This window comes from Cellulomonas sp. WB94 (genome assembly GCF_003115775.1).
In the GTDB taxonomy this organism is placed as follows: Bacteria; Actinomycetota; Actinomycetes; order Actinomycetales; family Cellulomonadaceae; genus Cellulomonas_A.
The window spans coordinates 1812807-1839212 of sequence record NZ_QEES01000002.1; the positions used below are offsets into that span (position 1 = coordinate 1812807).

22 protein-coding genes are annotated in these 26406 nt (G+C 71.3%); 12 read left to right on the plus strand and 10 right to left on the minus strand.

Going from position 1 to position 26406, the window contains the following annotated elements; genetic code table 11:
• Window positions 1-966: an ice-binding family protein gene (locus DDP54_RS09550; protein WP_197711360.1), complete on the minus strand. Its 966-nt coding sequence runs from the start codon at window positions 964-966 to the stop codon at window positions 1-3.
• 500 nt (window positions 967-1466) lie between these two features.
• Between DDP54_RS09550 and DDP54_RS09555 the strand changes: the two genes are divergently transcribed.
• Window positions 1467-3383: a DUF4914 family protein gene (locus DDP54_RS09555; protein ID WP_242448322.1), complete on the plus strand. Its 1917-nt coding sequence runs from the start codon at window positions 1467-1469 to the stop codon at window positions 3381-3383.
• A gap of 126 nt (window positions 3384-3509) precedes the next feature.
• Here DDP54_RS09555 and DDP54_RS09560 read toward each other — a convergent pair whose 3' ends face one another.
• The 5 genes from DDP54_RS09560 to DDP54_RS09580 form a co-directional block, all read right to left on the minus strand.
• Entirely contained in the window at window positions 3510-4178 is a 669-nt protein-coding gene (locus DDP54_RS09560; RefSeq protein WP_109131536.1) for a DUF1345 domain-containing protein, read from the minus strand.
• A 47-nt stretch (window positions 4179-4225) separates the two neighbouring features.
• Window positions 4226-4459, minus strand: coding sequence for a hypothetical protein (locus tag DDP54_RS09565; RefSeq protein WP_109131537.1), 234 nt, complete (start codon window positions 4457-4459; stop codon window positions 4226-4228).
• Entirely contained in the window at window positions 4440-5186 is a 747-nt protein-coding gene (locus DDP54_RS09570) for a signal peptidase I (RefSeq protein ID WP_197711361.1), read from the minus strand. Before DDP54_RS09570 ends, DDP54_RS09565 begins: the two co-directional genes overlap by 20 nt.
• Before the next feature lie 25 nt (window positions 5187-5211).
• Window positions 5212-5901: a hypothetical protein gene (locus DDP54_RS09575; RefSeq protein WP_109131538.1), complete on the minus strand. Its 690-nt coding sequence runs from the start codon at window positions 5899-5901 to the stop codon at window positions 5212-5214.
• Window positions 5902-6012: 111 nt separating this feature from the next.
• The gene (locus DDP54_RS09580) at window positions 6013-7980 is read right to left on the minus strand and encodes an EAL domain-containing protein (RefSeq protein ID WP_242448323.1); all 1968 of its coding nucleotides are present in this window, start codon (window positions 7978-7980) and stop codon (window positions 6013-6015) included.
• A gap of 333 nt (window positions 7981-8313) precedes the next feature.
• Here DDP54_RS09580 and DDP54_RS09585 point away from each other — a divergent pair, with 333 nt between their 5' ends.
• A complete protein-coding gene (locus DDP54_RS09585) occupies window positions 8314-9051 on the plus strand; it encodes a PilZ domain-containing protein (protein ID WP_109131539.1) in 738 nt (245 codons plus the stop codon).
• 19 nt (window positions 9052-9070) lie between these two features.
• Here the strand turns inward: DDP54_RS09585 and DDP54_RS09590 are convergent, their stop codons facing one another.
• On the minus strand, window positions 9071-12493 hold the full coding sequence (locus DDP54_RS09590) for an EAL domain-containing protein (protein ID WP_109131540.1): 3423 nt from the start codon (window positions 12491-12493) through the stop codon (window positions 9071-9073).
• A gap of 230 nt (window positions 12494-12723) precedes the next feature.
• Here DDP54_RS09590 and DDP54_RS09595 point away from each other — a divergent pair, with 230 nt between their 5' ends.
• From DDP54_RS09595 to DDP54_RS09605, 3 genes are all read left to right on the plus strand, one after another.
• Window positions 12724-14250, plus strand: a complete 1527-nt coding sequence (locus DDP54_RS09595; protein WP_242448324.1) for a DEAD/DEAH box helicase — start codon at window positions 12724-12726, stop codon at window positions 14248-14250.
• A gap of 152 nt (window positions 14251-14402) precedes the next feature.
• Window positions 14403-14831, plus strand: coding sequence for a peptide-methionine (R)-S-oxide reductase MsrB (gene msrB / locus DDP54_RS09600; RefSeq protein ID WP_109131542.1), 429 nt, complete (start codon window positions 14403-14405; stop codon window positions 14829-14831).
• Window positions 14832-14987: 156 nt separating this feature from the next.
• On the plus strand, window positions 14988-15740 hold the full coding sequence (locus DDP54_RS09605; RefSeq protein ID WP_109131543.1) for a nuclease-related domain-containing protein: 753 nt from the start codon (window positions 14988-14990) through the stop codon (window positions 15738-15740).
• 45 nt (window positions 15741-15785) lie between these two features.
• Here DDP54_RS09605 and DDP54_RS09610 read toward each other — a convergent pair whose 3' ends face one another.
• Both DDP54_RS09610 and DDP54_RS09615 read right to left on the minus strand, forming a co-directional pair.
• Complete coding sequence (locus tag DDP54_RS09610) at window positions 15786-16310, minus strand: MarR family winged helix-turn-helix transcriptional regulator (protein WP_242448325.1); 525 nt, start codon at window positions 16308-16310, stop codon at window positions 15786-15788.
• A 16-nt stretch (window positions 16311-16326) separates the two neighbouring features.
• Entirely contained in the window at window positions 16327-17892 is a 1566-nt protein-coding gene (locus DDP54_RS09615; protein ID WP_109132492.1) for an MDR family MFS transporter, read from the minus strand.
• Window positions 17893-18350: 458 nt separating this feature from the next.
• Here DDP54_RS09615 and fucO point away from each other — a divergent pair, with 458 nt between their 5' ends.
• Window positions 18351-19502, plus strand: coding sequence for a lactaldehyde reductase (gene fucO, locus DDP54_RS09620; RefSeq protein WP_109131544.1), 1152 nt, complete (start codon window positions 18351-18353; stop codon window positions 19500-19502).
• A 25-nt stretch (window positions 19503-19527) separates the two neighbouring features.
• On the opposite strand, the gene DDP54_RS09625 is transcribed toward fucO, so the two are convergent.
• Entirely contained in the window at window positions 19528-19992 is a 465-nt protein-coding gene (locus tag DDP54_RS09625; RefSeq protein ID WP_198868304.1) for a tRNA (cytidine(34)-2'-O)-methyltransferase, read from the minus strand.
• 97 nt (window positions 19993-20089) lie between these two features.
• On the opposite strand from DDP54_RS09625, the gene DDP54_RS09630 reads away from it, so the two are divergent.
• The 6 genes from DDP54_RS09630 (at window position 20090) to DDP54_RS09655 (ending at window position 26375) form a co-directional block, all read left to right on the plus strand.
• Window positions 20090-21130 carry an aldo/keto reductase gene (locus tag DDP54_RS09630; protein WP_146192407.1) on the plus strand — a complete coding sequence of 347 codons (1041 nt, stop codon included), beginning with the start codon at window positions 20090-20092 and terminating at the stop codon, window positions 21128-21130.
• 11 nt (window positions 21131-21141) lie between these two features.
• Window positions 21142-21996 (plus strand): alpha/beta hydrolase, encoded by an 855-nt coding sequence (locus DDP54_RS09635; RefSeq protein WP_158274498.1) that lies wholly within the window; start codon window positions 21142-21144, stop codon window positions 21994-21996.
• 72 nt (window positions 21997-22068) lie between these two features.
• Window positions 22069-22842, plus strand: a complete 774-nt coding sequence (locus DDP54_RS09640; protein WP_109131547.1) for an SDR family oxidoreductase — start codon at window positions 22069-22071, stop codon at window positions 22840-22842.
• Between the two features lie 417 nt (window positions 22843-23259).
• On the plus strand, window positions 23260-24609 hold the full coding sequence (locus tag DDP54_RS09645) for an MFS transporter (protein WP_197711363.1): 1350 nt from the start codon (window positions 23260-23262) through the stop codon (window positions 24607-24609).
• A 68-nt stretch (window positions 24610-24677) separates the two neighbouring features.
• Complete coding sequence (gene kduI, locus DDP54_RS09650; RefSeq protein WP_109131549.1) at window positions 24678-25514, plus strand: 5-dehydro-4-deoxy-D-glucuronate isomerase; 837 nt, start codon at window positions 24678-24680, stop codon at window positions 25512-25514.
• Between the two features lie 54 nt (window positions 25515-25568).
• Window positions 25569-26375 carry an IclR family transcriptional regulator gene (locus tag DDP54_RS09655; protein ID WP_109131550.1) on the plus strand — a complete coding sequence of 269 codons (807 nt, stop codon included), beginning with the start codon at window positions 25569-25571 and terminating at the stop codon, window positions 26373-26375.
• Window positions 26376-26406: the final 31 nt, after the last annotated feature.

Consider the following 26406-nt stretch of genomic DNA (forward strand, 5'->3'; position numbering starts at 1 on the left):
TCAGATGTCCACGCGGCGACGACGCGCCACGACGAACGCGGTGACCGCGAGGGCGACGGCAGCCGCACCGGCGCCGAGGTAGCCGGCCCCGCTCGTGGTCGTGCCGGCGGCCGAGCTGCCGTCACCGGCGCTCACCGGGCCGGACGGGACAGCCGTGACCTGGGGGGCCGCGGTCGCCGCACCGACGGCCGCGGTCGCGGTGGGAGTCGCGGTGGGGACCGTCGCGCAGGACGGCCGCGTGATCGTGTTCGTGTCGAGGGTGACAGCGCCGTTGCGGGCGAGCAGTCGGCCCTCGATCGTCGCGCCGGTGTTGGCCGTGACGGAGGTCATGGCGAGCACCGTGCCGCGGAACACCGAGCTCGTGTCGAGGGTCGCCGACGTGCCCACCTGCCAGAAGACGTTGCACGCCTGGGCTCCGCCGGTGAGCGTCACCCGGCTCCCGGGCCCGGTCGTCAACGTCGAGCCGGCCTGGAAGATGAAGACGGCCGCGGGGTCGCCGCCGGCGTCGAGCGTGACCTCACCCGTGAGGCCCATCGACGAGCTCGAGGTGTAGACACCGGGTGTCAGGGTCATCCCGGTGAGGTCGGCCGGGATCGTCGACGTCGACACCGCGGCCGCGGCGGCGTCGTAGGCCGTGGTCAGGTCCGTCTGGGCGCCCTGCGTCACCGCGTCACCCGCGTGGTTGACCCCGCTGGCGAAGACGATCGAGGCGTCGCCGGTGATCGTCAGGGTCGGGTACGACCCGAGGTCGCCGCTGAGCGTGGTCGGTCCGGTGTTCGTGACGCCTGCGCCGGCGAGCACCGCGAAGCTGTCGGCGGTCCCGAGCGGCGGGGCGGGGGTCGCGGCCTGGGCGGAGCCCGCGAGCGCGATCAGGAGCCCGACCGATGTCATGGCCACGAGCGTCGCGGCGGGCGCCGCGGCCGCACGTGTGCGGCTCGCACCCCGGCTGGAAGTGAAGAGCGTCATCGGTCGATCCTTTGCTCGTGAAGCGTGGGGCGGGGTGCCCGAGCGGCATCGTCGCCGTTCGGTCGAACCCGTACGTCTGTGCTCGGTGGCGCCATGACCGTCGGATGCGGTCGGCCCGGCGGGCGGAGACCCAGGGGGCACAGCATCGGGAAGTTCAGGCGGTCGCGGTGCTGCTGAGCCGTCTGGGGTGACCCACGATCGGCGGAGCTACCGGAGAGGTCCGCGACTCCAGCGCGGACGTTGACTGTCTTTCATCCCAACTCGCGGGAGGACGACCTGTGCCGAGTGTACGGGGCGACGCCTATACCGCATGGTGAGACACGACAAGCAGGCTCGCGCTGGTCACGGCCGGATTCACCCAAAGGTCCCAGACGCCCTGGGCCATCGAGTCGTAATCTCCCGGCAAAGAGTACGGCGCGCTTGCCCCCGAGCAGTTGACCGATGCGGGGACCCTGCCCACCGGTGCCGACTCGATCAGGTGGTCCGACGAAGGAGAAGCCGTGAGCCAGACTGTGTCCAGACTGACCCTGCCTGCCAACGTGACACTGCCGGTCGACGTGCAGGCTGCGCTCGACGCCTGCCCGAACGTCATCGTCCCGGCGTCCCGGGCCGAGCTCTACCAGCTGTGCCTCGGGCCCCAGGGTGGACCGATCTTCTCGGTCGACTACGACGTCGACGGCGTGCCCGTGACCGAGGCGACGGTCGTCCGGTGCAAGAACGGCATCGCGGTGAACTACCCCGAGGACTACATGCGCCGGCGCGACCCGGACTGCATGCGGATCGCCGACGACCTGCCGACGGACAAGCCGCGCTACCGCGACGTGTTCGGCTCCGAGTTCGCGCCCGTCAAGCAGGACACGCTGGACTGGCTGTCGGGCCAGGAGCTCGTCGTCGTGCCGTTCATGGCCGGTGGGCTGACGCACGGCTACCCGTCGATCGCGATCTGTCCCGTCAACGCCGCGTTCTTCGCGCTCACGCTCGTCGACCTGCAGGGCTGGGTCACGTTCGAGCAGATCGGCGACTTCACGCCGCGCTCGATCATCTACGTCGCGCCGCCGTTCCGGCACACCCAGTTCGGTGGCCGCCAGGTCGTCGTCCACGACCGCTCGACGACCCTGCACGAGGTCTTCGCGTACAACCTGTACCCGGGCCCGAGCGCCAAGAAGGGCGTGTTCTCGGTCCTGCTCGACATCGGTGAGCAGGAGGGCTGGGTCACCGCCCACGCGTCCTCGGTCCGCGTCACGACGCCGTACGAGAACGAGACCGTCATCATGCACGAGGGCGCGTCCGGTGGCGGCAAGTCGGAGATGTGCCAGGAGATCCGCCGCCAGGAGGACGGTCGCATCCTGCTCGGTACGAACGTCGTCACCGACGAGCCCTACGTCATCACCCTCGGCGAGACGAGCGCGCTCGCGCCCATCACCGACGACATGACGCTGTGCCACAAGGACCTGCAGCGCGGCGACGGCAAGCTCGTCGTGGCCGACGCCGAGGACGGCTGGTTCGTCCGCGTCGACAACCTCAAGCTCTACGGCGAGGACGCGAACTTCGAGCGCGTCTGCATCCACCCGGACGAGCCGCTCGTCTTCTTCAACATCGAGGGCGTCCCCGACGCGACGTGCCTGCCGTGGGAACACATCATGGACTCCAACGGCAAGCCGTGCCCCAACCCCCGCGTCGTGGTGCCGCGTCGCCTCATCCACGGTGTGATCAACGAGCCCGAGGCGATCGACGTCCGCACGTTCGGCGCCCGCATGCCGGCGTGCACCCGCCACGACCCGACCTACGGGATCATGGGCATGATGCACATCGTGCCGCCGTCGCTCGCGTGGCTGTGGCGCCTGATCGCCCCGCGCGGCGACAAGAACCCGTCGATCGGCGAGAGCAAGGCCGCGACGGACAAGCTCTCGCACGGCGGCATGGTCGCCGAGGGCGTCGGCTCGTACTGGCCGTTCTCGACCGGCACCAAGGTCGCCGCCGCGAACCTGCTGCTCCAGCAGCTGGTCGACTCGTACCGCACGCGCTACGTCCTGACCCCGAACCAGCACATCGGTGCGTACAAGGTCGGGTTCGCGGCCGAGTGGCTGACCCGCGAGTACCTCGCGCGGCGCGGTGGCGGGCGGATCCGTGCCGACGAGCTGGTCGCCTCGCGCTGCAGCCTGTTCGGCTACACGCTCAAGGAGATGAAGATCGACGGCCAGCTCATCCGGCCGACGTTCCTCCGGCCCGACCAGCAGTCGCAGGTCGGCGAGGAGGCGTACGACGCGGGCGCCAAGATCATCACCGACTTCTTCAAGAGCGAGCTCGCGCAGTTCCTGACCGACGACCTGGACCCGCTGGGCCGCCAGATCATCGAGGTCTGCATGCGGGACGGCTCGATCGACGACTACGTGGCGCTCACGCCCCTGTACATCTGAGCGTCACGATCGACTGACTGGTCACCACACCCGACCGTCGGACACGAACGGCCCCGCCAGCCCGAACCGGGCGGGCGGGGCCGTTCCCGTGCCAGGCCCTGGTAGCCGGGTGCTGCTCGCCGAGGGCTACTTCCCGAGCCCGACGACGAGGTTGATCATCGCCGCGATGATCCCTGTGCCGAACACGTACGACAGCAGGCTCTGCCGGAGCGCCGTCGCGCGGATCTCGGTGCTGCGCAGACCGGTGTCCGACACCTGGTAGGTCATGCCGATCGTGAAGGAGAGGTAGGCGAAGTCGGTGTACCGGGGTGGTTCCGTCCCGTTGAAGTCGATCCCGCCGACCGCCCCGCCGTAGTACATGCGCGCGTAGCGGGTCGTGTACATCGTGTGCACCGTCGTCCAGGCGAGCACGACGCTGACCAGGCTGATCGCGGCCTGCGCGGGCTTGCCGCCGACGATCGAGGCGTCACCGAGCAGCAGCAGGGCGACCGCGCCGAGGCTCGCGAGGGATGCGACGAGGAGCGACGCGTCGGTCACGGCCCGCCCGGAGTCCTCGCGGCCCGCGTGCGCCCGGGTCGACCTCGCGTCCATGCGACCGATCGTGAGCCACATCCACGTGACGAAGACCGTGGCCGCAGCCATCCAGCCGGCGAGGAGCCCGACCCGCCAGGTCCCGACGGCCGCGAGCCCCAGCCCTGCCGCCAGACCGACGACGACCGAGACGACGAGCCGCGTCCGCGCCGAGACGCCGAGGCCGTCGGTTCGGCCAGGTGGGGTCGGGCGTGCGGGGCGCATGCTCCGCACAGTAGCCGCGGGGTCGACGGGGTGGGTCGGGGCACGCCCTACGGGCTCGGCGCCACGGTGGGGGTGGCTGTGGGCGTCGGGTTGAAGTCCGGGGCGGTCGTCACGCCCAGGTCGACGGTGACCTGGTCGGTCAGCAGTGACGACGTCTGCTCGAGGGCCGTCCCGGTCAGCGCGGCCAGCCCGAGCAGGAGCGCGGCGACGAGGCGGCCGAGCCGCGCGCGCGACCTGGCCCGGTCGTCGAGGACGCGGGGGTCAGTCGAGGAGGAGGTCATCGACCGCCACCTCGTTCGGGTGCCGTTCGCGGTGGGGCTCGGGAGGGACGCGCCGGGCGTCCACCAACGAGAGGACCTCCATGATGACGAGGGCCAGCAGCGGGGGAGCGAGCATCGCGAGGCGGCCGTCGGCCGAGCGGGACCACTGCAGCACCCAGCCCCACTGGTGGTAGACGTGCAGCACGACGCCCCGAACGCGCGTCAAGGGGGTCGCATCCGGGTCAGGCGCCGAGTTCGCGTCGCCCTGCGTGATGATGTACGGCTTCTTGAGGGTCTTGCCGGTCGTGGGGTCGAGCGTCTCGACCATGCGGCCGGTCGTCGGGTCCTGCTGCATCACGGGCAGCTGGTGCAGCGACACGATCCGGTGCGTCACGAGGTGGTCGGACCCCGGCGGGACGAACGACACGACCTGGCCGACCTTGAGCTGGGACGCATCGGTGATCTTCCGCATGACGACCGCGTCACCTGCGTCGAACCCGCCGGACCCGGTCCCCGACATCGACCCGGAGGTCACGATGAGCAGCCGCTGCCCGTGGGCCTGGAACCAGAGCGGCACCGCGAGCGACGTCGCGTAGGCGAGGGCGAAGACGACGACGACCGTCCAGAGCGTCACGGTGACCAGCCGGCGCCACACGGGCACGCGCGGGCGGGGCTGGCGTCGCACACGCGTCGGGGCGGCCCGACGCTCGGTCGGGACGCGGTGCAGGGCACTGCGGATCCTGGTCATCAGGACCAAGTGTGCGCGCCGTCGCTCAGGGGTTGTTGGCCGTCTGCTCCGCGTCGAAGCGGAGCGTGATCGTCGTCGAGGTGTCCTGGAAGTCGTTCGTCGTCGCGAGCGGCAGGTCGACGCGGAAGCACAGCACCTCGGACGTGGTCGCCGCGAGCGTGCGGTCGCTGCCTTGATCCCGCGTCGCGACGTCGCCGATGAAGGGTGCCAGGGCGCTCGTCGCGAGCGGGGCCCCGACGGAAGCGAGCGGCGCCCCAGCGGTACCTGCCGCGTCGCACGTGCCTCCGGTGCCGAGGACGTAGGCGGTCAGCGTGAGCTGGGTCGACAGGTGCGCGATCGGCGCCGTGTCCGGCGGCGGGGTGACGTCACCCGGGGTCGTGTCGACGTCTGTCGCCTGGTACGTGACCGCGTAGCGGTAGGCGAGCGACCCGGAGCTCGTGACCGTGACCGCGGCAAAGGCCGCGTCACCTGGTGCGAGGCCCTCGGTCGGGACGTTGAAGGTGGGCAGGCCGCTCGTCGACAGGTCGACCGTCCCGGTCGTGATGGCCCCGCCGGTGATCGCGTCGTTGTCCGTGAACAGCGCCGACGTCGTCAGCGACGCGACGCCCACGACCGCGAGGGCAACGATGACGAACGTCGAGACGAGACGCCGCCGTCGGGCCATGTCGCTGCGCGACGGCGCGGGGGCGATCATCTCCTGCAAGAGCTCGTCCATCAAGGTCCCCCGAGAGCGGTCGGTTAGGGCTGTATCGGCAGTTCGCCGACCGGACTTGATCCCCGATCGGGCGTTCATCCGATCGGACCATCATGCCGTAGCCCGGATGGGTTACACGCCCACCTCGCCGCCGATGGCCGCGCGCGTCTGTGTGCGACGGACCCGACCGGCCCACCGCTCGGGCGGTCCCTCGAGTGGCGGGAGGTCGTCGGGCGGCAACGCGGCAGCGAACAGGAAGCCCTGGGCGTGGTCCACGTCGAGCTCGCGCAGCAGGTCGGCCGTGGCGGCGTCCTCGACACCCTCGGCGACGACGTGCAGGCCGAAGGAGTGCGCGAGGTCGACCATGGCCTTGACGACCAGCTCGGAGCCGTCGCGCTTGTCGGCCGCGAGGTCGGTGACGAACATGCGGTCGATCTTGAGCAGGTCGACCGGCAGGTCGAGGAGCTGGGAGATCGACGTGTTGCCGATGCCGAAGTCGTCGATCGCGACGCGGACACCGATCGCGCTGAGCCGTTCGAGGACCGGCACGACGCGCGACCGGTCCGCGACGAGCGCGGTCTCGGTGATCTCGACCTCGAGCAGCGAGGCGGGCACGTCGTACTCGTCGAGGAGGCGCTCGATGAGCTCGACGACCGTCGGTGACGTGACGTCGTGGGCCGAGAGGTTGACCGCGACCGGGACGTTCCGGCCCTCGCCGCGCCACGTGGCGAGCTGCGCGACGGCCGTCGTCAGGGCGAACCGGGTGAGGTCGTGGATGAGGCCGGACTGCTCGGCGAGCGGGATGAACAGGTCCGGGGCCAGGAGCCCACGGGTCGGGTGCCGCCACCGCATGAGGGCCTCGAAGCCGACGGTCCCGCGCGAGCGCAGGTCGACCTTGGGCTGGTAGTGCAGCTCGAGCTCGCCGCCGACCGCGAGGGCGCGGTGCAGGTCCCCCAGCAGGACGAGCCGGGCGGGGGACGAGTCGTCCTCGTCGGGGGAGTACACGGCGACCCCGAGGCGGTGCGTCTTGGCGGTGTACATGGCGACGTCGGCCTTGCGCATGAGGTCGGAGGCGTCATCGGCGTGGTCCGGCAGGCAGGCCACCCCGATCGACGTCTCGACGTGCAGGGGCAGGTCACCCAGGAGGAACGGGGCGGCGAACACCGACCTGACCCGGTGCCCGAGCCGTTCGGCGTTCTCGATCGAGCGCACGTCGGGCAGGAGGACGGCGAACTCGTCACCGCCGAGCCGGGCCACGATGTCGTTGTCGCGCAGCGCGCCACGCAGCCGGTCCGCGACCAGCTCGAGCAGCTCGTCACCGCGGTCGTGACCGAGCGAGTCGTTGATGTCCTTGAACCGGTCCACGTCGAGCAGGACGAGGCCGACGCGCGTGCCGGCGAGCTTGGCCTCGAGGATCGTGCGTCGCATGCGGTCGGCGAGCATGCGCCGGTTGGGCAGTCCCGTCAGCGAGTCGAGCAGGGCGAGGCGGGCGTTGTCGAGGGCCGACGCGTGCAGCCGCTGCGACGACGTGAGCACGGTGCGGAACAACGCGAGCCACAGCGCCAGCAGGCCTCCCGCGACGACGAGCGCGACCGTGCGGATCGCGGCGCGCAGCGCCTCGGCCGTCGGGGTGTAGTCGAGCATCACCTCGGCCGCACCGACGATCTCACCGGCCTCGAGCACCGGGACGTAGACGTCGAGCACCTGGCGCTCGGTCCCGCCGGCCTCTGCGCCCTCGACGTCGGTGATGAGCCGCGCATCCGCGGTGCCGTCGGCCACGGCCGCGTCGAGGCGGTCACCGTCGGGGAACCCGGTCTCGGCGTTCTGCGAGTCGTACAGGACGTCGCCGTCGCGGGTCCACAGCCGCAGGCCGACGACCCGGTCAGCGAACCCGGCGACCGACGCGGTGACAGCCGAGTGCTGCGCGGGGTCGACGACGCCGAGCCCGAACGCGTCGGGCGGGACCGCGGCGCTCGCGTAGCGACCGACCGTCTGCGCCGAGGCGATCCCGTTGCGCAGGGCCTGGCCCTGCATGATGTTCGACATCGTGATGATCAGCGCGGCGCCGAGCGCGAGCATGCCGATGACGCTGACGGCCACGAAGTACCGGGTCAGCGACCAACGACGGCGTGCCTTCGACAGCGGGACCTCACGGTGACGAGTGACGGCGGCGGGCGACCGGTGCGGCTGCCCTGAACGGGTGACGGCTGAACGGGTGTGACAGCTGATCGGCTGTGACAGCTGAGTGTGACAGTAGGACGTGATCCACGTCGTGGGCGAGCCCTGTCGCGTCGGCGTGGCACGCGCGCCCTGCGTCAGGGGAGTTCACCCCAGGAAGTCCGCAGAACTCGCCGCGGCGGTCGATAACGTCGACAAAGGTGTCTCTCCGCGCTGCCGCGGACGGGCCATGGACCCTGGACGGACGAAGCCACGATGCACGACCTGTCTCTCTGCACGGTGCACGTCGACGGTGAGGTCGTCGTCGACGGGTTCGTGCTGGACTTCGCCGGGGACGTGCTGACGATCGCGACGTCGCGCCTGGCCGTCGGGCTGACCCCCGGGGACGACGTGTCGGTCCGCGTGCTCGACGAGGTGCGCGGCGAGTGCCTCTACGCGGGCTACGTGTCCCGGGTCGCGGCCGACCAGGTCGACATCGCCGAGCCGGGGCTCGTCTCGACGCTGCAGAAGCGTGAGGTGGTGCGCGTGCGGGTCGCGGTCCCGTGCCGGGGGACCGTCGTCCTGCACGCGCCGGCTCCCTCCCCCGAGGACGACCTGGACCGCGCGGACGCCGGGGCCGACGCAGCGATCGGCGGCGGGACCCGTGCGGGGACCGGAGCAGCGACGACGACGACCGCCCCAGCCCCGGTGACCGAGGCGGCCACGGCCACCGGCAAGCGGATCGACTTCACGATGCTCGACGTGAGCGCGCACGGCATGCGGATCCTCACCCGTGTCGAGCTCGCCGCCGGGAGCCTGATCCGGTTCCGGTTCGAGGAGCTCGACGCGCCGTTCGTCATCGACGCCGTCGTGCTGCGCGGCGACGAGTCACGCACGGGGACGCACTACGGCTGCCGGTTCGTCGGGATGACCGTGCGGCAGACCGACGCGCTGTTCGGCTACGTGCTGCGCACCCAGGGCGACCAGCGCCGCGAGCGGCTCCGGGTCATGTAGCTGTGTACCGCGGGCACCGCTAGCTCGCTGAGCTCGCCGTCCAGAGGCTGTCGAGCGCGAGCTCGTCCGACTCGTCGTCGGTCGCGAACGAGCCGCCGAGGAGCACGGCGGCGCGCTCGCCGGTCACCGCCCGGTCGAACAGGAACCCCTGCCCGACGCTGCACCCGACGGCGCGCAGGATCGCGAGCTGGTCGGTCGTCTCGATGCCCTCGGCGATCACCTCGAGCCCCAGCGCGTCGGCCATCGCGATGATCGCCCGCACGAGCTCGAGGCTCGTCGTCCCCTCGGTCAGCCCGGTGATGAACGCGCGGTCGATCTTCAGGGCCTCGACCGGGTAGCGGTGCAGGGTCTGCAGCGAGGAGTGCCCGGCGCCGAAGTCGTCGATGTGCAGCCGCAGGCCGGCCCGGTGCATGTCGTCCATGATGTGGCTGGCCAGCTCGGGCTTGCGCATGATCACGCCCTCGGTGATCTCCAGCGTGAGGTTGTCCGCGCTCAGGTCGTCGGCGGCAAGGCACGCACGGACGTGGTCCACGAGCCCCGGGTGCCAGAACTCGCGGTCCGACACGTTGACGCTGACGTTGACGAGCCCGTCGTGGACGGTGCGCCAGGCTGCGATCTGGTGGCAGACCTCGGTGATGATCCAGCGGCCGAGCCGCACGATCAGGGCGGTCTCGTGCATGAGAGGGAGGAACTCGTCGGGTCCCACGAGCCCGCGCTCGGGGTGCTGCCACCGGACGAGCGCCTCGAACCGGTCGACGCGGCCCGCGACCAGGTCGACGATCGGCTGGTAGTGCACCACGAACTGGCCGAGGTCGAGCGCCTCCTGCACCGCGGCCTGCAGGTGCACGCGGCTGACGGCGACGTCGTGCATCGCGGCGTCGAAGAACGAGAGCGTCCCGGGCTCGTGCGCCTTCGCGTGGTACATCGCCGTGTCGGCGTCCCGGAGCACGTCCTCGGCCGAGGAGTAGTCGACGGCGGACGACGCGACCCCCATGCTCGCGGTGACCCACAATGCGTGACCGTCGATCTCGACGGGCCGCGCGAGGGCGTCGTGGATGCGCCGGACGACGGTCGGGACGTCGTCGGGTCCGATCGCGTCGAGCAGCACCGCGAACTCGTCGCCGCCGAACCGGGCGGCGGTGTCGTGGGTGCGCAGCGCGTCGCGCAGCCGCTCGGCGACCTCCTGCAGCAGCTGGTCGCCGACCTGGTGACCGAGGGAGTCGTTGACGACCTTGAACTGGTCGAGGTCGAGGAACACGACGGCGAACGGCGTGCGGTCCGTGACCCAGCGCTCCACGCTGCGGGTCAGCTCGGCAAGGAACATCCGGCGGTTGGGCAGCCCGGTCGCGACGTCGTAGAGCGCGTTGTGCCGCAGGGTCTCCTCGAGCTGCTTGCGGTCGTCGATGTCGGTGATCGAGCCCAGCAGCATCGGGGACGCGAGACCGTCGCGGTGCACCGGCATGGCGCGCGCGAGCATCCAGCGGTACCCGGTCGCGAGCGGGAGGCGGTACCGGTGCTCGACCTCGACGAGCGACAGCTCGCCGCGCACGACGCGGGCGAACTGCGCGCGGATGTTGACGACGTCGTCGGGGTGGACGTTGGCCGTCCAGTCCTCGCCGGGGTCCGGGGAACCGGGGTCGATGCCGAGCAGCGCGACGCACCGTTCGGAGAGCGTGAAGCGGCCGTTCGTGCCGTCCCACTCCCACAGGCCCTCGTTCATCGCGCGGGCGAGGAGGCCGTACCGCTCCTCGCTGGTCCGCAGGGTCGCGGCGAGGGCCTCCTGCTCGAACGCCGCGCACAGCAGCGCGGCCCAGTGGCTGAACGTCTCCCGCACCGAGGTCGTGTTGATCGTGTCGACGACGGCGAGCATGCCCCAGTCGTGGTTGTCGGCCCGGACGGCGACCACGAAGACGACCTCGCGCCTGCTCGGGTCGGTCGACTCGACGACGGCCGGCGGCGGGAACGCCTCTGGCGTCGTGACCGTGCCGGTGAGGTCCCCGAGGATGCCGTCGGCGTCGCGGACGCCCTCGATGACGAGCTCGTCTCCGTGCCAGAGCGCGAGCACGGCCGTGCGCACGTGCGAGCCCGCGAGCCAGTCGAGCCGACGCGGGTTGGTCGTCCCGTGGCGCAGCAGCGCCTGCCCGATCTCGTACTCCTCGACGAGCGCAGCCTCGAGGCCGTCGACCCGGTCGAGGTAGGAGGTGGTCTGCATGTGCCACAGGACGCCGGACGCGTGCGCGCCGACCTGGGCGAGCCCCGCACGCGAGGTGCGGGCCTCGTCGGGCAGGTGCTCGGCGACGGTGTGCAGGTACTGGCTGACGGCGGTGTCGACCACCTGGAGCACCTCGGGCCGCGAGGCCAGGGTGGCGAGCGGGACGAGAGCCTCGGTGAGGCGCTCGGGGGTGTGGTCGTGGCCCGTGCGGAGCAGGTGCTCGGTGACCTCGGAGAGCGCGGTGACGGCCGTCGCGACGGACTGACGGACGCACGCACCGTTGGCGGCTGTCGTCATCGCCGACTCGAGCCGGGTGCGCAGGACCTCTCTCGCGTCGTCGCCCACGGACCCGGAGAGCCCGGGGGTGCGGTCGTCGGGGCCTCGGCACCCGCACGACGCCCGCGGCACGACGTGCGACGGCGACGCGTGCGTGTCGGCGCTCGGCTCCTCGCCGCGGATCTGGGCCAGCACGAGCCGCGCGGCGAGCGCTCCGATCGTGTCGAACCGTTGGTTGACGCTCGCGAGCGGCGGGGTGGCGAACGCGCCGGCCTCGATGTCGTCGTAGCCGATGACGGCGACGTCGCGGGGGACGTCGAGCCCGGCCGCGATCACCGCGCGCATGAACCCCAGCGCGTTCTGGTCGGTGGCGACCACGACGGCCGTCGGCCGCTCGCTCTGCCGGAGGAACGCGACGGCGCTCTCCTCCCCGCCGTCGGTGACGTTGTCCGACGCGGGGTAGTAGTCCTCGGGTCGCGGCTCGATGCCGGCCTCGACGAGCGCGTCGTGGTAGGCGACGTACCGCTCGCGCATGTCGGACTGCGTGAGGTTGCCGACGAAGCCGATGCGGCGGTGCCCGTGCTCGAGGAGGTGCCGCACGGCGGCCCGCGCCCCGCCGTCGTTGTCGGGCATCGCGACCGGCGCGTCGAAACCGGTGATGTCGTTGCTCGCGAGCGCGACCGCCTTGCCCGCGCGACGCAGCGCGTGGAGGTACTGGCCCTGGGTCGCGGCGGCGACAGCGACCGCTCCGGTGACGTGGTCCCACGCGAACCGGGTCGAGAAGTCGGGCGCGGCGACGTGCAGGTCGGTCTGCTGCCCGGCGTCGAGGGTCTGCGCGACGATGACGCGGTGGCCCGCCGCAGCGGCCTCGCGGGTGATCCCGGAGATGATCTCCCCGAAGTAGAAGCCCGCGGTCCACGGTGCCAGGACGAGCAGGTTGTCCGACGCTGACACTGTCTTCCGCCTCCGATGTCACAGCATCGACCGGCGTCGGTGCACACGCTCCCATCGGCCGTCGTGGGGTGATGTTGACCACTCTGGGGGGTCGATCTCGTGCCGTGAGGCACAATGGGGGTACTGACGCGCACTTCTTGGCGCGTTCGACGTCGTGGAGCACCGGTGGGACATGTCCCGCAGAGCCGCCGCGAGCCCCGACCTTCCACCGCCGGAAAGGCGATACTCCTTTGTCTGATTTCTTGTCCCTCGGTGTGCCCGCTGTCCTCGTGAGCACGCTCACGCAGCAGGGCATCACCGACCCGTTCCCCATCCAGACCGCGACCCTCCCCGACACTCTTGCGGGCCGCGACGTGCTCGGCCGTGGTCGCACCGGCTCCGGCAAGACCCTCGCGTTCTCGCTCCCGCTCGTGGCCCGGCTCGCCGAGTCGGCCGCCACGGTCAAGCGCCGTCCGGCCCGTCCGCGCGGCCTGATCCTCGCCCCGACCCGTGAGCTCGCCACGCAGATTGCCGCGACGCTCGAGCCGCTCGCGAAGCAGCTCCGCCTGAGCACGACCACGATCTTCGGTGGTGTCTCGCAGAACCGCCAGGTCAGCGCGCTGAACGGTGGCATCGACATCCTCGTCGCCTGCCCCGGCCGGCTCGAGGACCTCATCAAGCAGGGCCTGTGCTCGCTGGACTCCGTCGAGATCACGATCCTCGACGAGGCCGACCACATGGCCGACCTCGGGTTCCTGCCGGGTGTCAAGCGCCTCATGGACAAGACCCCGAAGCGCGGCCAGCGGATGCTGTTCTCCGCGACCCTGGATAACGGTGTCGACCAGATCGTGCACCGCTACCTCGTCGACCCGCTGACGCACTCGGTCGACACCGCCGAGTCCCCCGTCGCGAAGATGACGCACCACGTGCTCGGCGTCCCCGACGTCGAGACGAAGCGTGCGGTCGTCGAGGAGCTCGCGTCCGGCACGGGCCGCCGCCTGCTCTTCACGCGCACGAAGCACCAGGCCAAGAAGCTCGCGAAGCAGCTCACGGCAGCGGGCATCCCCGCCGTCGACCTGCACGGCAACCTGAGCCAGCCTGCGCGTGAGCGCAACCTCGAGGCGTTCACGTCGGGTGCCGTCCGCGTGCTCGTCGCGACCGACATCGCCGCGCGCGGGATCCACGTCGACGACATCGAGCTCGTCGTGCACGTCGACCCGCCGGCCGAGCACAAGGCGTACCTGCACCGTTCGGGACGCACGGCCCGTGCCGGCCACGGTGGCGACGTCGTGACCGTCATGCTCCCCGAGCAGGCCGGCGACGTGCGCACGCTCACCCGTCTGGCAAAGATCACGGTCCAGCCGCAGTCGGTGCGCGCCGGGTCGCGGGTCGTCGCCGAGCTCGTCGGCGAGGTCGCGGCGCACGTCGTCCCCACCGCCGCACAGGTCCAGGCGCACGGTCTGCTGAAGAACGACAACCGCGACGACACGCGTGGTTCGCGCGGCCGTTCGGGCGCGCCCGCAGGGGGACGCGGCGCCGGGCGTGGCCGCAGCGGCTCGACCGGCGGCGGCTCGTCGCAGGGTCGCAGCTACGGCTCGGGCGGGACGCGCGGCGCCTCGACCGGCGCGCGGTCCTCGGCGCCCACGGGTGGCTCGCGCCCGGTGCACTCGACGTCGACCTCGGGCTCGACGTCGACGCCCGGCTCCGGCCAGAGCCGGTCGAACGGCGCCGTCGCGCTGTCGATGGGCTCGAACGCGGGTCGTCGCCGCGCTCGCTGAGCGTCGCCCTCGACCCCAGCGGTCGCGCACCCAGCAGTCCCAGCAGCACCAGGCCGGTCCCGCGGAATGCTCCGCAGGACCGGCCTGTTGTGCCTGGAGCGCCCGCGCCGTCAGCGCTGCGCGGATGCGCCACCCCCGTGAAGGAGAGCGCCATGAGCCCCAGAGACGACGACGCCCGGACCTATGAGGTCACCAAGGACGAGTCCCAGTGGCGCGTCGAGCTGGACCCCGCCGAGTTCCGGGTCCTGCGGCTCGCCGGCACCGAACGGCCGGGCACGGGCGCGCTGCTCGACGAGCACCGCGAGGGCGTGTACCGGTGTCGCGCCTGCGGCAACGAGCTGTTCCGTTCCGAGACGAAGTTCGACGCGCACTGCGGGTGGCCGAGCTTCTACTCGCCCCTCGCGGGCGACCGCATCGAGCTCATCGAGGACCGCACGCTCGGCATGCTGCGGACCGAGGTCCGCTGCGCCCGCTGCGGCTCGCACCTCGGCCACGTGTTCGACGACGCCCCGCAGACGCCCACCGGCGATCGGTTCTGCATGAACTCCGTGAGCCTGACCTTCGAGCCGTCCGGGTCCTGAGCAGCCGCCCACCTGCGCGGACGCTCGTCGACGGCGCGAAGCCGTGCCCGGGTTGTCCGGCGCGTCCGGCCCGACACGCCGCCCCCGGGCGATCGCGCGGGCCCGCACAGGCCGACAACGGTTCAGGGTGGCCGCCCAGGTGCCGATAATAGGGACGTGGAGGAGACCCTGATCGTGAGGCGATGGCGCCGGTTCGGTGCCGATCGCCTCTACGTGACGGCGGAGAGCGGCAAGCGGGTCGGTGTCGTCGACCTGCAGTCCGGCGAGGTCAGCGTCGACATGCCTGTGCTCGAGGAGGGCGTGCGTCGCGCGGCGCAGGCGTACCTGCGCTCCGACGTCGCCGAGCTCGTCCTCCCGTTCGGCTCGCCCATCGACCTCGCCCTCATGGCGGCCCTCGACGACGAGGTCGCCTCCGCGGCGGACGTCCGCTCGGGCGAGCGGGGCGGCTCGGTGCGCAGCAGGCTCGAGCGGTTGACCGACGAGGGCTGGAACGTCGTCCACGCCGTCCCGCTCGGCCGGCAGGGCACGGTCGTCGAGCACCTGCTCATCGGGTCGGGCGGCATCTTCAGCATCACGTCCTACTCCCACCCCGGTGCGGTCATCCACATCCACAACCGCACGATCGACGTCGACGGCACCCCCGTGCAGTACCTGCGGGACGCGCGGCTCGAGGCGGCACGGGTCCAGGGTGTCCTGCGCTCCGCGGTCGGCTCCGAGCTCGCGGTGCGCGCCGTGCTCGTGCTGCAGGGCATCATCGAGATGCGCGCGGACGCCCCACCCGAGGATGCCCTCGTCGTGGCCCGCCACGACATCCCGGGGGTCTTCCGCCGCTTCCCGCCCCGGCTCGAGCCCGCACGGGCCGATGCCATCGCCACGATCGCCCGCCAGCGCACGACCTGGGCGCGCTGACCTCTCGTCAGTCCGCGCCCGGCGGCTCGGTCCGTCCCCGGTGGCTCAGTCCAGGTCCGGCGGCACGCCCAGATCGAGGTTGAGCCGCGCGAGCTGCGCTGCGAGCAGTGCGGTGTCCTCGTCCGACCAGCTCCGCAGCGCTGTGCGCAGGAACGCCCGGCCGGTCGCACGGACGTCCTCCGACCGCCGGGTGCCCAGCTCCGTGAGCCGGATGAGCTGACCGCGGGAGTCGTCCGGGTCTGCGCGCCGCTCGATCAGCCCCAGCTCGTCGAGCCGGGCCAGCTGGCGCGACATCGTGCCGCGACCGACCCCGAAGAGGGCGGCCAGCTCGGAGGCCCGGACGTCCGGGGTCTTGGCGATCCGTGCGAGCAGCGGGGACGCCGAGGGGTCGACGTCCGGGTGCACGGTCCGGGCCAGCTGGCGCGAGATCGCGTGCGACCGCCGCATCAGCATGCCCAGCTCGCTCTCGACGGCACGGAACGGGTCGGGCGTCTCGGTGTCCGCGCCGGGGGCCGTGCCTGTGCCGGGGTGCTCGTCGATGCCGGTGCGCGCGGTCGGGTCGGTGTCCACTGTGCCCTCTCGGCGCTCAGGCGCGCTGTGCGTCGGAGTCAACGTCGTCGTCGTCCGCGAGCGCCTGCGCCACCTCGAGGCGGAGCTCGACGCCCGAGCGGTGCCCGAGCGGGACCTCCTTGAGGAAGAGGACGGCGACGAGCGCGACGAGCGCGATGGGGACGGCGACGAGGAACAGGTCCGCGACCGCCTGGCCGTAGGACGCCTCGACGACCGTGCGGATGGGACCGGGCAGGGTCGAGACGTTCGGGATGGCGCCCGTGCCGCCGCTGAGGGCGGACACGTCGATGCCGAGCTTGGTGAGGCCCGCGATCATGAGCGTCGTGACGCGTGAGCCGAGGACCGCGCCCAGCGCCGAGACGCCGACGGCGCCGCCGAGGGTCCGGAAGAACGCGACCGTCGCCGTGCCGGAGCCGATGTCCTGGATCTCCAGGGTGTTCTGCGCGGCGAGGACGAGGTTCTGCATGAGCGCACCGACGCCGACGCCGAGCACGAACATGTAGAGGCCGACGAGGACGAAGCTCGTGTCGTAGCGGATCGTGCCCATCAGCCCCAGGCCGACGGCGAGCGTGGTGGCACCGCTGATCATGAGCGTGCGGTAGCGGCCGGTGCGGCTCACGATGCGGCCGCTGAGCGTCGAGGAGATGAGCTGCCCGAGGATCATCGGGATCATCAGCAGGCCCGAGATGGTGGGCGTCTTGCCGCGGGCGACCTGCATGTACTGGCTGAGGAACACCGACGTGCCGAACAGGGCGACCCCGACCGCGATGCTGGCGACGAGGGCGAGGACGACCGTCCGGTTGCCGAAGAGCCGCAGCGGGATGATCGGCTCGGCGGCGCGCGACTCGACCCACACGGCGAACGTGAGCAGCGCGAGCGCGCCGACGACCATGACGGCCGTCTGCCACGAGGCCCAGTCGAACTTGGAGCCGGCGAACGTCACCCAGAGCAGCAGCGTGGTGACGCCGGCCGAGATGAGCAGCGCCCCGGCGTAGTCGATCGTCACGCTGCGCCGGCGCAGGACCGGCAGGTGCAGGGTCCGCTGGAGCACGATGATCGCGGCGACCGCGAACGGCACCCCGACGAAGAAGTTCCAGCGCCAGCCCGGTCCGTCGGTCATGACCCCGCCGAGCAGCGGACCACCGATCATCGCGACGCCCATCACGGCGCCCATGAGGCCCATGTACTTGCCGCGTTCGCGCGGGGAGATGATGTCGGCGATCAGCACGGTGCCGAGCGCCGTGAGGCCGCCGGCGCCGATGCCCTGGAGCGCGCGCATCGAGATGAGCATCTCGACGTTGTGCGACAGGCCCGCGGCCGCGGACGACAGGACCGTGATGGCCAGAGCGAGCTGGATGAGGTTCTTGCGGTCGACGAGGTCCGCGAGCTTGCCCCAGATCGGCGTCGAGACGGTCGTGGTGAGGAGCGTCGCGACGACGACCCAGGTGAACGACGACTGCGACCCGTGCAGGTCGCTGACGATGCGGGGGAGCGAGCTGGACACGACGCTCGTCGCGAGGATCGACACGAAGAGGCCCATGAGGATCCCGGACAGCGCCTCGAGGATCTCCCGGTGCGTCATGCGGGCGGGCTCCTGCGCGGTCCCTCCCTCGGGGCGGTCGATCTCGGGCGTGACGGTGGGTGCGGACACGGTGCTCTCGTTCTCTTCAGCGGGGTGGTCGGGCCCGGCTGCGGCGGCGGGCATGCGTGGCGTGGCGTGGCCGCGGGTGAGTGCGGAGGTCGCGCTGGACGATGTGTGGTTGCTACAGACAACCTACCAGAACGGTTGCACGAGGCAACTGTTTTCGAGGGTGGAAGCCCCCGTACAGGCCGTGTCGTGCGTCACGTACGGAACCCGTCCGCGAGCGGACCGACCGATTCGACCCGGTTTCCCGCGGATGCGGGACGAATGTCCTGACGTCCTCGGGGCGCGGCGCGGGACGCTCGGAGGAGCAATCCCCGGTGGCCCCCGGCTCACGCGGGTGCCCGGGCCCTGCACACCGTGCCCCCGCGAGCGAGGGCAGTCCTAGGAGTTGCGCCATGGCCCATCGGATGATCCTCAACCAGACGGCATGGTTCGGTCGCGGCGCCGTGGCGAACATCCCCGCCGAGCTGATCGGCAAGGGCTACACCAAGGCGCTCGTCGTCACCGACCCCACCCTCGCCCGCAACGGCGTCGCCCGGCGCGTCACCGACCACCTCGACGCCGCGGGCTTCGCGTACACGGTGTTCGACGACGTGTCGGCCAACCCGACCATCGAGAACGTCCAGGCCGGTGTCGCAGCGTTCGTGGCCGCCGGCGCCGACTGCCTGGTCGGCATCGGCGGAGGGTCTCCCCAGGACGCGTGCAAGGCGATCGGCATCATCGCGGCCAACCCCGAGTTCGCGGACGTGCGCAGCCTCGAGGGCGAGGCTGCCACCAAGTTCCCCAGCGTCCCGATGCTCGCGGTCGCCACGACCGCGGGCACTGCGTCCGAGGTCACCATCAACTACGTGCTCACCGACACCGCGCAGCAGCGCAAGTTCGTGTGCGTCGACCCGCACGACATCCCGGTGGTCGCGATCATCGACCCCGACCTCATGGACGGCATGCCGCACAGCCTGCGGGTCGCGACCGGCATGGACGCGCTCACGCACGCGATCGAGGGCTACACCACGCTCGCCGCGTGGGAGCTGACCGACGTCCTGCACCTCAAGGCCATCGAGATCATCGCCGCCGCCCTCCCGGCCGCCGCGCGCGGCGACGCGTCGGCCGTCGAGAAGATGGCCCTCGGCCAGTACATGGCGGGCATGGGGTTCTCGAACGTCGGCCTCGGCCTCGTGCACGCGATGGCGCACCCGCTCGGCGCGTTCTACGGCACGCCCCACGGCATCGCCAACGGCGTCCTCCTGCCCCACGTCATGGCCTTCAACGGCGGCTACACCGGGTCCAAGCTGCGCGACATCGCCAAGGCCATGGGCGTGAAGAACACCGACGACCTGCCCCTCGTGCAGGCGCGTCAGGCGGCTGTCGACGCCGTCGCGGCGCTCGGCCACTCGCTCGGCGTCCCGAGCCGGCTGCGCGACATCCAGGTCGTCGAGGCCGACCTCCCGGCGTTGGCCGCGGCCGCCTACGCGGACATCTGCCGCGGTGGCAACCCGCGGCCCGTCTCGGAGTCCGACATCCTCACGCTGTTCCGGGCCATCTTCTGACCGACCCGGACGTCAGTCGCGTGCGTCAGTCGGTGCCGGGGAAGCCCAGCTGGCGCCACGCCTCGTAGGTCGCGATCGACGCCGCGTTCGTCAGGTTGAGCGACCGGCGGCCCGTGAGCATCGGGATGCGCACGCGCTCGGTGATGCGCGGGTGGGCGAGCACGTCGTCAGGCAGCCCCGTCGGCTCCGGGCCGAACAGCAGGGCGTCGTCGGGGCGGTACGTGACGTCCGAGAACAGGGTCGTCGCCTGGGTCGTGAACGCGAGCACCCGGGAGGCGGGGAACGCTGCGAGGGCGGCCTCGAGCGTCGGGTGCACGACGACGTGCGCGAGGTCGTGGTAGTCGAGCCCCGCGCGCCGCAGCTTGGGCTCGGACAGGTCGAAGCCGAGCGGCTCGACGAGGTGGAGCGTCGCACCCGTCGCCGCAGCGAGCCGGATCGCGCTGCCGGTGTTGCCGGGGATCCGCGGCTCGAAGAAGACGATGTGCAGCACCGGGCGATCCTCCCACCGATCGGCGACCCGCCTGGCGCGGGCCCGGGCGACGGCCGGGCGTCGGCTCCGCCGGGCGGCCCAGACGTAGGGTTTGGGCATGTCTGACGACCTGTACCGCGCGAGCGACGACCGCTACGCCGCGATGACCTACCGCCGCGCGGGGCGCAGCGGTCTCGACCTGCCGGCCCTGTCCCTCGGGCTGTGGCACAACTTCGGCGACACGACGCCGGCCGACACGCAGCGCGCGATCCTGCGGCGCGCGTTCGACCTCGGCGTCACGCACTTCGACCTCGCGAACAACTACGGCCCGCCCTACGGGTCCGCCGAGGAGAACTTCGGTCGCCTGTTCGCCCAGGACCTGCGCCCGTACCGCGACGAGCTCGTCATCTCCTCCAAGGCCGGCTACGACATGTGGCCCGGTCCGTACGGTGACGGCGGGTCGCGCAAGTACCTGCTGGCGTCCCTCGACCAGTCGCTCGCCCGGCTCGGGCTCGACTACGTCGACATCTTCTACTCCCACCGGCCCGACCCGTCGGTGCCGATCGAGGAGACGATGGGCGCGCTGCACACCGCCGTGACGAGCGGGCGCGCGCTGTACGCCGGCATCTCGAACTACTCGCCCGCCCAGACCCGCGAGGCCCGGCGTGTCCTGGCCGAGCTCGGCACGCCGCTGCTCATCCACCAGCCCAGCTACTCGATGTTCAACCGGCACGTCGAGGGCCCCGGGTTCGGCGGGCCCGACGGGGAGAGCCTGCTCGACGCCGTCGGCGACCTGGGGATCGGCATGATCGTGTTCTCCCCCCTCGCCCAGGGGCTGCTCACCGACCGCTACCTGTCCGGGGAGGTCCCCGCGGGATCGCGGGCCGCCGTCGGGCACTTCCTGCGGCCCGAGCGGATCAGCGAGACGTACCTGTCCCGGGCGCGGGCCCTCAACGAGATCGCGGCCGGCCGCGGCCAGAGCCTCGCGCAGCTCGCGCTGTCCTGGCTGCTGCGCGACCCACGCGTGACGTCGGCGCTCATCGGCGCCTCCAGCGTGGCCCAGCTCGAGAACAACGTCGCCGCGCTCGCCGCGCCCGCGCTGACCGCCGACGAGCTCGCCGCGATCGAGCCGTTCGCGGTCGACGGGACGGCCCGGTGAGCGGCGGTCCGGTGAGCAGCGAGCCCCTCGACGCGGTCGCCGACCTGGTCGTCGCGCCGGACGGTCGCGAGATCGCGTTCATCCGATGGGGTGGCGGGGCCGGGGTGCCGGTCCTGCTGCTGCACGGCGTGACCGACTCGGCGGAGTGCTGGGGCTCGGTCGTGCGCCATCTCGCCGGCGGCCGCCCGGTCCTCGCGGTCGACGCGCGCGGCCACGGTCGCACGCCGCTCGGCGACGAGACGTTCACCATCGGGGCGCTCGCCTCCGACGCGGCCGAGGTGCTCCGCGTGGTCGTCGGGGGGCCCGCGCTCGTCGTGGGGCACTCGCTCGGCGGCCTCGTCGCCGAGGAGATCGCGGTCACCGAGCCCGGGCTCGTCGCCGGGCTCGTCCTTGAGGACCCCGCCTGGGACACGGGCGCACCGACGCCGGGGCGTGCGCCGGAGTTCCTGCAGGGCTGGCTCTCCATGTTCGCCGGGGTCCCGGCGGGCGAGCTCGAACGCTGGGCCCGGAGGGAGAACCCGACCTGGCCTGACGACGAGATGGTGACCTGGGCCCGCTCCAAGACGCAGGTCGACCAGCGGCTCGGGCTCGTCGCGCACGACTGGCACGGCCGTGACTGGGTCGAGGCGCTCGCGCAGGTCGCCTGCCCGGTGACGCTCGTGACGGGTGACCAGACCCGCGGGTCGATCGTGGGGACGTTGCCCGTGGAGCGGGCGGCGGCGCTGCTCGGAGACCTGCTCGTGCACGTGCCGATCGAGGGTGTCGGGCACAGCGTGCGCCACGAGGGGCTCGCGACGTACCTCGCGGCTGTGGACGACGCGCTCGCGCGGGTCGACGCCACGGACGAAGGTCACGCGCACCCCTGAGGCGGGCGTCCATAGCGTGAGACTCGTGAGGGTCCGGCAACGGTGCGGGGCCCCGGGTGCGAGGAGTCGTTCATGCGAACCGTCGTCGTCACAGGATCCGCGTCAGGCATCGGCCGCGCGACCAAGGAGCTTCTCGAGCAGCGTGGGGACCGGGTGATCGGCGTCGACCTCCATGACGCCGACGTCACCGTCGACCTGACGACTCCCGAGGGTCGGACCGACCTCGTCGAGCAGGTCCGTGAGCTCAGCGGCGGCACGATCGATGCGGTGATCGCCAACGCCGGGCTGGCGCACGAGAGCCCTGCCACGGTCGCCGTGAACTTCTTCGGCGCGGTCGCGACGCTCGAGGGTCTCCGGCCGCTGCTGGTCGGGTCCCCGGCACCGCACGCCTCGCTCACGAGCTCGATGGCGAGCATCATGCCGAACGACAACGCCCTCGTCGAGCTCCTGCTCGCGGGCGACGAGGCCGGGGCGCTGCTGCGCTGCGAAGAGCTCATCAAGGCCGATCAGGGTGCGCTCATCTACGGCAGCTCCAAGAACGCGCTGAGCCGTTGGATGCGGCGCGTGGCTGCGACCGCCGAGTGGGCCGGAGCCGGCATCCCGCTCAACGGCGTCGGCCCGGGCATCGTCGTCACCCCGATGACGCAGGACATGATCGCGACCGAGGAGGCCCGCGAGGCGCTCTCCGCGCAGGTCCCCATGCCGCTGCACGGGTTCATGGGTCCCGAGGTGGTGGCCCGCCTGCACGCCTGGCTCATCAGCGACGAGAACACGCACGTCTGCGGCCAGATCGTCTTCATCGACGGCGGCTCCGACGTCGTCATCCGGGGCGACTCGACCTGGTGAGCCCAGGGTGCTCACCTGACCCAGGAAGCCCCGAGCGCGCAGCGCGCTGAGCACGTGACCCACCGGCGGCCGCGTCTGATCGATCCCGATCAGGCGCGGCCGTCGGCGTGACCTGGCGCTTTGACCGATTCCCGGAATGTCGCTACGTTGTTCCATGTGTTGGAACCCAGTTCCGCCACACGGACCACTGATAGAGGGATCAGCTCGACCGCGACGCCGTTGTTCCGGTCGACCATCAGTACCCGGGTGCCCCGTCCGACATCCCCGGGTACGACTTGGGAGCCCACACTGTGGGCCGCCAGAGGAGTTCAGCATGAGGCGAAACAATGCCGTTTCGAAGCCCGCCCACACCCAGGTGCGGCTCGGTACATGCAGCTCGACCCCCAGCAGTGCACGTCTCCACGAAGGTGGTGGACTGTGACCGAGGCCCTGGTCGTCCTCACCCACCCGGACGGCGTCGAACCACCGGTCGACCCGAAGAACCTCCGCCGCGCCGCCTGGGCGGGGGGCATCGGCACCGCGCTGGAGAACTTCGACTTCACGATCTACGGCACCGCCTCCGCGATCATCTTCGGCAAGATCTTCTTCCCCAACCTGGACCCGACGGTCGCCGTGATCGCGTCGTTCGGCACGCTGTTCGTCGGCTTCGGGGCCCGCCCGCTCGGCGGTCTGTTCTTCTCGAAGTACGGCGACCGGCTGGGTCGCAAGTTCGTCATGGTCGCCACGCTGTTCCTGATGGGCACCGCGACGTTCGCTGTCGGGCTGCTCCCGAGCTATGCCGCCGTCGGGATCTGGTCGCCGATCATGCTGCTGATGGTCCGGTTCCTGCAGGGATTCGGGGCCGGGGCCGAGCAGGCCAGCGGCATCGTGCTGCTCACCGAGACAGCGCCCAAGGGCAAGCGCGGCCGCTACGCCTCGCTGGTCTTCGTCGGCGCTGCAGCGGGCGCGGCCATGGCAGCCGTCGTCTGGATCCTGGTCCAGCGGATGTCGGACGAGGCGCTGCTGTCCTACGGCTGGCGCCTGGTCTTCTTCAGCTCGATCTTCGTGACGTTCGCTGCGTGGTTGATCCGCCGCAAGGTCAAGGAGTCGCCGGTCTTCGAGGAGCTCAAGGTCGAGGGCGTCGTCACGATCAAGGTCTCGCCGGTGGCTGACGTCATCAAGCACGGCAAGAAGCACCTGGCGCGGATCTTCTTCATGAACGTCGGCGCGAACGCGCACTCGTACATCTTCCAGGTCTTCGCCGGTGCCTACCTGATCAACGAGGTGCACGTCGACGCGAAGTGGATCCCCAAGTTCCTGCTGATCGGCGCCCTGTTCGCGTGCATCTCGGCAGTGACGTTCGGGATCCTGTCCGACAGGTACGGGCGCCGGCGCATGTACCTGTTCACCACCGGCTTCCTCTTCCTGTTCGCGGCGCCTGCGTTCGTGCTCATGACCACGGGCAACCTCATGCTCATCGGGATCGTCATCGTCATCGGCTTCATGGTCGCGTCGCAGGGCACCGTCGGGGTCCAGGCCGCGTACTTCCCGGAGCTGTTCGGATCCCGCTACCGGTATGCGGGCGTGGCTCTCGGTCGCGAGTTCTCCTCCGTCTTCGGCGGCGGCATCGCACCCATGATCTGCGCGGCGCTGGTCACCTGGGCCTCCGGATCGTGGTGGCCGGTGGCCGTCTACATGATGGCGATCATGGCCATCACCTTCGTCACAACCCTCTTCGCCCCGGAGACCGTCGACCGGAACCTGCTGCTCGAAGAGGACGCCGTCTAGCCGCACGAGCCGCCCGGCCGTTCGGCCGTTCGGAACAGAGTTTCGGAACAGAGAAGGAGATGCACGGCATGGAACAGCGCTACGCCACCAGCCCGGAGCACGTCCCGGGGATGGACACCGCGGAGCTACGGGGTCGCTACCTCGTGCCCGGGCTCTTCGCACCCGACGCCGTCAATGCGGTGTACACGCACCACGACCGCGTCGTCCTCGTCGGGATCATGCCGGTGGCGACCGCGCTGGACCTGCCGACCTTCCCCGAGATCCGCTCCGAGTACTTCTTCGAGCACCGCGAGGGCGGGATCGTCAACGTCGGCGGGAGGGGCACCGTCGACGTCGACGGGACGACGTACGACGTCGGCCACGGCTCGTGCCTGTACATCGGGCGGGGCGCCCGGCGCGTCACGTTCGCCTCGACGGACATCGAGGCGAACGGTCCGGCGCGGTTCTACCTGGTCTCGGCGCCCGCGCACACCGCGTACCCGACCACCCTCGTCGAGGCGGGCACGGGCAGCACCCGAGAGCTCGGTGACGCGCTGACGTCGAACCGGCGCACGCTCAACCGGTACATCCACGAGGACGGCGTGCCGAGCTGCCAGGTCGTCATGGGAGTGACGACGCTGCACCCCGGCAGCATGTGGAACACGATGCCCGCCCACACGCACGACCGTCGCACGGAGCTCTACCTGTACTTCGACCTGCCGGCGGACGCTCGGGTCATCCACCTCATGGGCGAGCCCACCGAGACCCGGCACCTCGTGGTGGGCAACGAGGAGGCCGTCATCTCGCCGAGCTGGTCGGTGCACTCGGGCGTCGGATCGGCGAGCTACAGCTTCGTGTGGGCGATGGCGGGCGAGAATCAGTCGTTCGACGACATGGACGGCTTCGCCATCGCCGACATGCGCTGAGTCAGCGCCCTCAGAGCTGACCCGCGGCTGACCCAGGAAGACAGGCAGACGATCATGACGACCGACACGGCCCCGCACCTCACCGACACCGGAGAGCCCAGCGGCGGCCGGGCGACGGCGGGTGCGAACGCGAGCGAGAAGACCCTGCTCGTGCTCGAGGCGGCGCTGACCCACTCGCGGTTCTCGAAGGTCGTGGAGTCGACGGGTCTGGCCAAGGCCACCACCCACCGCATCCTCGGCACCCTCCTCGGGCACGGCTTCGTCGCCCTCGCGGCAGACGGCAGCTACCTGCCCGGGCCGAAGATCCTGTCGCTGGCCGGGCGCGCGCTGGAACGCATCGACATCTCCGCCATCGCGCAGCCCTTCGTCGACGACCTCGTCGCGAAGGCCCACTGCACCGTGCACCTCGGAGTGGTGAACGGGGACGAGATCGTCTACCTGATCCGGTCGGACTCGGACAAGCCGTACCGGATGCCCTCCCGCGTGGGCAACGCGATCCCTCTGCACTCGTCGGGCATCGGGAAGGCCGTCCTGAGCGGCTACACCGACGACAGCCTCCGGCGCTTCGTCGAGAGGGCCGGGCTTGCGCCCAGGACCGAGCACACGATCACCACGCTCGACGCGTTGCGCGCCGAGGTCGCCACCGTGCGAGAGCTCGGGTATGCCATGGACCGCGAGGAGAACGTCCCCGGACTCGTGTGCGTCGCCGCGCCGATCAGGGACCACACCCGGACGATCACATACGGCGTGAGCATCTCGACGCTGACCCTGGAGCACACGATCGACCAGGTCGAGGCCATGGCACCGATGGCGATCGAGACCGCCGACAAGATCTCGGTGGCCCTCGGATACAACGCCTGATCCCACCCGACGCGACACGTGCCGCCCGTCA